Consider the following 8,357-nt stretch of genomic DNA (forward strand, 5'->3'; position numbering starts at 1 on the left):
AGTAATCCAGTTGCGCCGCAACTGGAGCCTTTCTGAGACCGTTGTAGTCCGTCTTTCCTCCCTTAAATTTCCTGTCCAAATCCAGTTGCAGCGCAACTGGACTACTTTCACAGACCATGCCCAAGCCCCTCCAAGTCCTCATCTGGATCGCCATCTCCCTTCTCGGAGCAGGCTCCGTCGCATTCTCCGCACTGCACAAAGGTGAAACCATCAATGCCTTGTGGCTCGTCGTTGCGGGCTTGTGTTCATTCGCGGTCGCCTATCGCTTTTACAGCAAGTGGCTCATCACCAAGGTGCTCGTGCTCGACAAGCATCGCGCCCCGCCCTCGGTCACGCACAAGGACGGCAAGGACTTCGTACCGACCAACAAATGGGTCGTCTTCGGCCACCACTTCGCCGCCATCGCCGGTCCAGGCCCGCTTGTCGGCCCCGTTCTCGCAGCCCAGTTTGGTTACCTGCCAGGCATGCTGTGGATCTTGATCGGTGCCACCCTCGGCGGCGGTGTGCATGATGCCATCGTCATGTTTGCCTCCATCCGCCGCGGCGGCAAATCCGTGGGCCAGATGCTCAAGGAGGAAGTGAACCCCGTGGTCGGTTTCGTGGCCATGGTTTCCGTCCTTGCCATCATGACCATCCTGCTCGCCGTGCTCGGCCTCGTGGTGGTGAAGGCACTCGCAGAGAGCCCCTGGGGTCTGTTCACCATCGTCATGACCATCCCCCTCGCCTTCATCATGGGCTTTGGTCACACCATCTTCGGTGTGAGCGTGCGCAACATCACCATCTTCGGCATCGTCGGCCTGCTGGTCAGCGTGTGGGCGGGCAGCAATCTCAAGGCCTGGGGTATCGAGCACTTCTTTGACTACAAGGGCGAGACCATCGCATGGTCCATCATGATCTACGGCTTCGCCGCCTCCGTGCTGCCCGTGTGGATGCTCCTCGCTCCGCGCGACTATCTGAGCACCTTCATGAAGATCGGCACCGTCGCCGTGCTGGCCGTCGTCGTCATCTGGGTAGCGCCTGACTTGCAGATGCCCAAGCTCACCAAGTTCGTGGACGGCACGGGCCTCGTCTTCCTCGGCAGCGTCTTCCCGTTTGTCTTCATCACCATCGCCTGCGGCGCCGTCTCAGGCTTCCACGCGCTCATCTCGTCCGGCACCACACCCAAGCTGCTCGACAACGAAGCCGACATCCGCAGCGTAGCTTACGGCGCGATGATCACCGAGATGCTCGTCGCCCTCATGGCCCTCGTGGCCGCCTGTGCACTGCAACCCGGCGAATACTTCGCCATCAATGCCGGCATCAACAAGACGATGGCCCCCACCGAAGTCGTTGGAGTCATCTCCAATGCGGGATTCCCCGTTACCGTCGCAGGCATGGAAAAACTGGCCGCCGACATCGGCGAAAAGACCATGTTTGGCCGTGTCGGCGGAGCACCCACCTTTGCCGTCGGCATGGCGCAGATGTTTGCCCGCGCCTTTGGTCCGGCGTGGATGTCCTTCTGGTACCACTTCGCCATCATGTTTGAGGCGCTGTTCATTCTGACCACCATCGACGCCGGCACACGCGTGGGCCGCTTCATCCTGCAGGACTTCCTTGGCGGCATCTGGAAACCGCTGGGCAACACCCGCAGCCTCCCAGCCAACGTCTTCGCCAGCGCCCTGCTCGTCGCCGCCTGGGGTTACTTCCTCTATCAGGGCGTGGTCGATCCCCTCGGCGGCATCAACACCCTCTGGCCTCTGTTCGGCATCGCCAATCAGCTCCTCGCCGTCATCGCCTTCTGCCTCGGCACCACCATCCTCATCAAGATGGGCAAGGCTCGCTACCTCCTCGTCACGGTGATCCCTCTGATCTTCCTCATGAGCGCCACTTTCGCCGCCGGCTACATCAAGCTCTTCGACAAAGACCCGCGTATGGGCTTCATCGCCGGTGCCAAAATGTATGGTGACAAACTCGCCAAGGGCGGCACTCCCGTCGAAATGAAAACCTGGGCCGCACAGCAGTTCAACTTCAACGTCGACACCGCCGTCACCGCCTTCTTCCTCCTCGCCGTCGCCATCATCTTCTTCGGCTGCCTCGTCGAATGGATCAAGCTCCTCAGCGGCTCCAAGAAAGTCGTCCTCAATGAGGAGCCGTACGTGGCGCTGCCGGAGGGGGCGTGATTAGGCGCGCCAGCGTCTTGGACTGCGGTGGCATAGAGGCAAGGCGCAAGCCTGCCTCGACGACACCGCTTTCGAGAGGTGAAGATTGTTCTTCGACTCCACCCCGCCGTCCTGCCCGCGAAAGCGGCGTCGCGCCCAGGCTTGCCACACGCACTCCAAGACGCTCCGCGCTCGCGTGAGCGCCGATGCCTGCCCGCCCAAAACTCGCCTTGGCAACCAACAAGTCTTCACAAACTGAAAACGCCGGCTTCTTCATTGCGTTCTTTCCACCTCATGCGCCTTTCCCTCGCTCTCCTTCTCTCCTCCGCCTCACTCCTCGCCGCCGCCCCAACCGCGCCCACGGCCCCCAGCTGGCCTGAGTTCCGTGGAGTCGCCGCACAGGGCCACTCAGATGCCAAGAACCTCCCCCTCACCTGGAGCCCCACTTCGCACATCGCGTGGATCGCACCCGTCGCAGGCATTGGCTGGTCCTCACCCGTGGTGGCAGGCAACCGCATCTTCCTCACCTCCGCCGTCTCTCTCAGCGGCAAGGAAGAGGCTACTGCAGACCGTTCCCTTCGTGTGATCTCGCTGGATGCCAGCAACGGCAAGCCCGTGTGGGACGTGGAGCTCTTCCAGGCCAAATCCCCCCGCGCCCACCGCAAAAACAGTCACGCCAGCCCGACGCCCATCTTTGAAGATGGCAAGCTCTACATCCACTTCGGCCACCTCGGCACCGCCTGCCTGGACGCCGCCACCGGAAAGACCATCTGGAGCACGCAGGAGTTTGCCTACTCCCCCGTGCACGGCAATGGCAGCAGCCCAGTGCTGTTTGAAGACCTCCTCATCTTCAATGCCGATGCCGAAACCGAACCCAAGGTCATCGCCCTCGATAAAGCCACCGGCAAAGCCCGCTGGACCTTCGCCCGCCAGTCCGAAGCCAAAAAGAAATTCTCCTTCTGCACCCCGCTCCTCATCGACGTGGCTGGCCAGAAGCAGCTCATCACACCCGGCAGCGGCGTGGTGAACGCGCTCAATCCCAAGGACGGCACCGAAATCTGGCACTTCAACTACGATCAAGGCTACTCCGTCGTCCCGCGCCCGATTTACGCGCATGGCATGATCTACCTCTCCAGCGGCTACGACAAACCCGTGCTCTACGCCATCAAAGTGGACGCCTCCTCCAAGGGCGACGTCACCCCCACCCACCTCGGCTGGACCATCGACAAAGCCGCCCCGCACAATCCCAGCATGGCCGTCATCGGCGATGAACTCTACTTCGTGGCCGACAACGGCATTCTCACCTGCGCCGACGCCAAGACCGGCGCCATCCACTACTCCGAACGCTGCACCGGCCCCATCTCCGCCTCCCTCCTTGCTGCCGACGGCAAGCTCTACCTCCAGGACGAAAAAGGCCTCGGCATCGTCGTGAAGCCCGGCAAGTCCTTCAGCATCCTCGCCCAAAACGACCTCGGCGAACGCAGCCTCGCCTCGTATGCCGTGATCGGTTCAGATCTCTTGATCCGCACCGAGGGGCATCTGTACCGCATCAAGAGGTAATCGAAGAACTCCACGCGGCTGAAAAAAGGCCCGCATGTTATACTGGTGAGCCGCAAACCCACCGACATCTTCCTGCCGCCATGCTCGAAGAACTGATCGGCCACCTCATCCTCTTTGCCGTCCGCGTGGTGGATGGCATCTTGGGGCTGTTTGGAGTGCTGCGTGCAGGTTCGCGGACAATGATGGAAAACTCACGCGTGGGAGAATCCCCAATGCAGGCCGAGTCCCGCCGATGGTGGGACCGGCTCGACAACCGCTGGTTCTGGCTCAGCCTGCTCCTTCTGGGCATCGCAGCGGCATTCGGAGTGCGCGGGGTGTGATAGAGGCCTGCATTGATCGGAGTCTGTAGAGCCCGGACACCTTACTTGTCGATGACGTGGAGGCGCGCCCGAGCTGAAATGCAGGCGAACAGGGGCGCAAATGACAAACTTCAATTAACCCAACCCGGTCAAATCCAAATTATCACCCAAAAATCGGCATTTTTGAACCCATAAACCGCAATACAAGGCCAATTTACCACTAAAAAGTCCATTTTTTGATTGTGATTTTCCAATTCACCCCCACTTTATCCCTCTAAATCGCAATTTTCACCCCAACCATCATGAGCCAGCAAAAAATGGACGGCGCGCAGGCGCTCATCAAAACCCTCGCAGATCTCGGCATCGAGTATGTCTTCGGCTACTCCGGTGGCGCAGCCATCCCGATCTTTGACGCGCTGCAGACCGTGAAGACGGACATGAAGTTCGTTCTCGTCCGCCATGAGCAGGGTGCCGTTCACATGGCTGACGGTTACGCCCGTGCCACCGGCAAGCCGGCCGTCGTTCTCGTCACCTCCGGCCCTGGCGCTGGCAACACCATCACCGGCCTCATGACCGCGCAGATGGACAGCGTTCCGATGATCGTCCTTTGCGGCCAGACCGTCAGTTGGATGCTGGGGAAAGACGCCTTCCAGGAGGCCGACATCTTCAACATCACGTGCCCGGTCGTTAAGCACAACTACCTGATCAAGAGCTCCAATTCCCTGCCCCGCATCGCCAAGGAGGCCTACCACATCGCCACCACGGGCCGCCCGGGTCCGGTTCTGATCGACATCCCTAAGGACTTCAGCCAGGGCCCCTTCACCGGCACGTTTGACGAGCCGATGGACCTGCCCGGCTACCATCCCGAAGACAACTTCAAGATTGATCAGGCTAAAATTCAAGAAGCCGCCCGCCTGATCGCAGGTGCCAAGCGCCCCGTGATCCTCGCCGGTCAGGGTGCCATGATCGCCCGTGCCGACAAGGAACTGCTGATGCTGGCGGAGACCCTCAACTGCCCGGTCACCACCACCCTGCTCGGCAAAGGCGTCTTCCCGGAAACGCACCCGCTGTCCCTCGGCATGCTGGGCATGCACGGCACCGCCTATGCGAACAAGGCCATCGTCGAAGCCGACCTCATCTTCAATGTCGGCTCCCGTTTCGATGACCGCATCATCGGCAAGCCCACCATGTTTGGCCGCAACGCCAAGCTCATCCACATCGACATCGATGCGGCGGAGTTCCACAAGATGATCAAGGTGGACGTCACCATCAAGGGCGATGCCAAGGCCGCGCTGAGCGATCTCCTTCCTCTGGTCGAAAAACTGCCCACCGAAGACTGGCTGGCCACACTGGACGGTTACAAGAAGAAGTTCCCCCTCTCTTATAAGAAGCAGGGCGGCCTGCGCATGCAGCAGGTCATTGATGAACTCTACACCCTCACCAAGGGCAAGGCCATCATCTCCACAGACGTCGGTCAGCACCAGATGTGGGCCGCGCAGTTCTACAAGAACGACGAGAGCTACCACTGGCTCAGCTCCGGCGGCGCCGGCACCATGGGCTTCGGCTTCCCTGCGGCCATCGGTGCGCAGCTCGCCTGCCCGGACAAGCTGGTCGTCTCCATCTCCGGTGACGGCGGCTTCCAGATGACCCTGTTTGAACTGGCCACAGCCGCCATCCACAAGCTGCCGATCAAGATCCTCATCCTGAACAACAGCTACCTCGGCATGGTCCGTCAGTGGCAGGAGCTCTTCTTTGAGAACCGCGAGAGCGGCGTCGATCTCATCGGCAATCCTGACTTCGTCAAACTCGGCGAAGCCTACGGCATCAAAGGCTGGCACATCCGCCGCCCTGCTGATGTGGAGCGCGTCCTGCAGCAGGCCCTCGACTACAATGACGGCCCCTGCATCATCGAAGCCGAGTGCATCAAAACGGAGAACGTCTTCCCGATGATCCCCGCCGGTGCTGCACTCGAAGATATGATCACCGAAGCGCCGAAACAGCGCATGGAAAAACCCACCGGTTCGACCTAATCACGTAAGCGCACTCGCCAGAGTGCGGCGAAGGCTCGATGAAATCCAACCGCATCATCCAAGGCGACGCCCTCACGGAACTCAAAAAGCTCCCTGCGTCCGTCGCCCAAGCCATCATCGCCGATCCGCCTTACTTCAACGTTCTCGAAAATGAAGCCTGGGACACGCAATGGAAAACTGCCGCCGACTACCTCGCCTGGTGCGATGAGTGGGTGGCGGAATCCATGCGCATCCTGCGCGATGACGGCCTCGCCTTCATCTTCGGCCAGCTAGGCAAACGCGAGCACACCTTCCTCCACCTCATGTCACGACTCAGTCAGAAGCACCAGTTTCACGATCTCATCATCTGGGATCGTGCGGTGGGCTATGACGAACGCCGCGACAGCTTCACCCCGCAGTACGAGATGATCCTCGTCCTGCGCAAAAGCGACGACGTGAAGTTCAACAAGGACGCCGTGCGCATCCCGTATGATGCCGCCACCATCGAGCTCTACCTCCGCGACAAGCGCTACAAAGACAAAGACGCGCGCCGCGCCCACCTGGATAAAGGCAAGTACGCCACGAACATCCTCCGCGTGCCCAGCCTGAAAGGCATCTCCAAAGAAAAGTGCGGCCACCCCTCGCAGAAGCCGCTCAACCTCATCGACAAACTCATCGCCTGCTCCACGGACGCCGGCGACCTCGTCATCGATCCTTTCCTCGGTTCCGGCACCACCGCAGCGGCGGCGCAACGACTCCAGCGCAAGTGGCTCGGCATCGAGAAAGACTCCACGTACATCGAGATCGCGCAGAACCGGCTCAAGACCGACGAACTACTCTTTTAAATTCAACCATCGAAATCCCATGAGCGAACGCATCCCCGCCACCACCGACAAAAAGCCAGCGCTGCAGGCTGACATCATCAACATCCACACGCTGAGCGTCATGGTGAACAACCAGCCCGGCGTCCTCGGCCGCATCTGCGCCGTGTTCAGCCGCCGTGGGTTCAACATCGAGTCCCTCGTCGTCTCCCAGACGCGTGATCCCCGCTTCAGCCGCATGACCATCGGCATCAGCGGTCATCCGGAAGGCCTGCACCAGATCATCATGCAGGTGAACAAGCTCATCGACGTCATCCACTGCGTTGAGCACACCGACCGCGACGCCGTCTCCAAGGAAATGGTGCTCATCAAGGTCGCCGCCACCGCCGCAGAGCGCACCGAGATCCTCCAGATCATCGAGCACTACAATGGCAAGACCGTCGATCTTCAGGAAGACAGCCTCATCGCCCTGATCAGCGGCAACAGCGACAAGCTCGACGCCGCCGTCCGACTGCTGACCAAGTTCGAGATCGTCGAAACCGTCCGCACCGGCAAAGTGGTCATGGCCCGTGGTTTGACTGAGACTTAATCTCGCCCCGGGTTGCCTGCTCAGGTTTACAGTCTGGCATCACCTTTGCCGCATCGGTCTTCCGGTGCTGTTGGTGGGTGCCGGACTCGTATTTATTTCGCCGAACACGGAATGGCTGATTCTTCTGTCAAACCGCGCAGCTATCATCATGGCCATTCTTGGCCTCACCGGAGCCCTGCTGGCGCTGGCTTTGTTTTGCGGGTTCCGGTTCCGGTGCCCACATTGCGGCGGGAAGAAGACCTCGTTTGGCATGCATCAAAAACGCCTGTGGTTGAACTGCTGTGACTGCGGGCTCACCGAGGAAACGGGCTTTCCGGTAAGCGAAATCAGGTTTGAGCATAATTGACAGAGGTTTGAGCAATCAGCCGGCTTTCCAGCACGCCTGTTGCACCCGCCCTGCAAGCCTCATGCAGGCCACGTGCCCTCGGGGCACTGCTTTGCGGCCAGCCAGAGAAAAGGGTGCGTGCATCGGCAGCGCACGCAGTCGCAGCGGCCACGGCCATCACGTGCGCGCTCATCCCATAGCCCACATCCCCGGCATGCAGCCAGGCGGGCGCGGAAGGCAGGCTCACTCACCACCGCGCCACCGGCATTGAGAGTGGCAGTGGCAGGGCCGTAATCGGCCTCCAAGGCGGCGATGGTGGGTTCTGGGCTGGCAGCAGCCTTGCAGCGCTTCAGATCAGCCAGGCGCGCAGCCAGTGAAGGGCAAAACAGCGCCGCAGCAGGGTCCAGCTCGGCAGGGCCAGGCTCGCAGATCAGCGCCGTCCCATCCCACACGGCTGTGGCAGCGGGGGCGGCATAGGCTCCTGAGGCTGGCCTCCACTGCCTCAGCCACATCCGCGCCAGATCCATGTCAGAGATTGCCGTCATGCCACCACCTCCACGTCGAAGAGGATGTCACAGGCAGGGGCCGTGGTCGCGCCCGTGCCATTAAATTCAAG

The 8,357-nt window shown here is 60.8% G+C and carries 8 protein-coding genes; 6 read left to right on the top strand and 2 right to left on the bottom strand.

Annotated features, from left to right (window positions below):
• Positions 1-116 precede the first annotated feature (116 nt).
• From WAW39_RS04260 to ilvN, 6 genes are all read left to right on the top strand, one after another.
• On the top strand, positions 117-2,159 hold the full coding sequence (locus WAW39_RS04260; protein WP_422316118.1) for a carbon starvation CstA family protein: 2,043 nt from the start codon (positions 117-119) through the stop codon (positions 2,157-2,159).
• 273 nt (positions 2,160-2,432) lie between these two features.
• Positions 2,433-3,698, top strand: a complete 1,266-nt coding sequence (locus WAW39_RS04265) for a PQQ-binding-like beta-propeller repeat protein (protein WP_422316120.1) — start codon at positions 2,433-2,435, stop codon at positions 3,696-3,698.
• A gap of 80 nt (positions 3,699-3,778) precedes the next feature.
• Entirely contained in the window at positions 3,779-4,018 is a 240-nt protein-coding gene (locus WAW39_RS04270) for a hypothetical protein (RefSeq protein WP_422316122.1), read from the top strand.
• Between the two features lie 281 nt (positions 4,019-4,299).
• Positions 4,300-6,027 (top strand): biosynthetic-type acetolactate synthase large subunit, encoded by a 1,728-nt coding sequence (gene ilvB, locus WAW39_RS04275; RefSeq protein ID WP_422316124.1) that lies wholly within the window; start codon positions 4,300-4,302, stop codon positions 6,025-6,027.
• Positions 6,028-6,065: 38 nt separating this feature from the next.
• A complete protein-coding gene (locus WAW39_RS04280) occupies positions 6,066-6,851 on the top strand; it encodes a DNA-methyltransferase (RefSeq protein WP_422316126.1) in 786 nt (261 codons plus the stop codon).
• Between the two features lie 19 nt (positions 6,852-6,870).
• The gene (gene ilvN / locus WAW39_RS04285) at positions 6,871-7,416 is read left to right on the top strand and encodes an acetolactate synthase small subunit (RefSeq protein ID WP_422316128.1); all 546 of its coding nucleotides are present in this window, start codon (positions 6,871-6,873) and stop codon (positions 7,414-7,416) included.
• Between the two features lie 127 nt (positions 7,417-7,543).
• Here the strand turns inward: ilvN and WAW39_RS04290 are convergent, their stop codons facing one another.
• Both WAW39_RS04290 and WAW39_RS04295 read right to left on the bottom strand, forming a co-directional pair.
• A complete protein-coding gene (locus WAW39_RS04290) occupies positions 7,544-7,756 on the bottom strand; it encodes a hypothetical protein (RefSeq protein WP_422316130.1) in 213 nt (70 codons plus the stop codon).
• 65 nt (positions 7,757-7,821) lie between these two features.
• On the bottom strand, positions 7,822-8,286 hold the full coding sequence (locus tag WAW39_RS04295; RefSeq protein WP_422316132.1) for a hypothetical protein: 465 nt from the start codon (positions 8,284-8,286) through the stop codon (positions 7,822-7,824).
• Between the last annotated feature and the right edge of the window lie 71 nt (positions 8,287-8,357).

The sequence above is a fragment of the Prosthecobacter sp. genome (assembly GCF_049294395.1).
Taxonomy (GTDB): domain Bacteria; phylum Verrucomicrobiota; class Verrucomicrobiia; order Verrucomicrobiales; family Verrucomicrobiaceae; genus Prosthecobacter.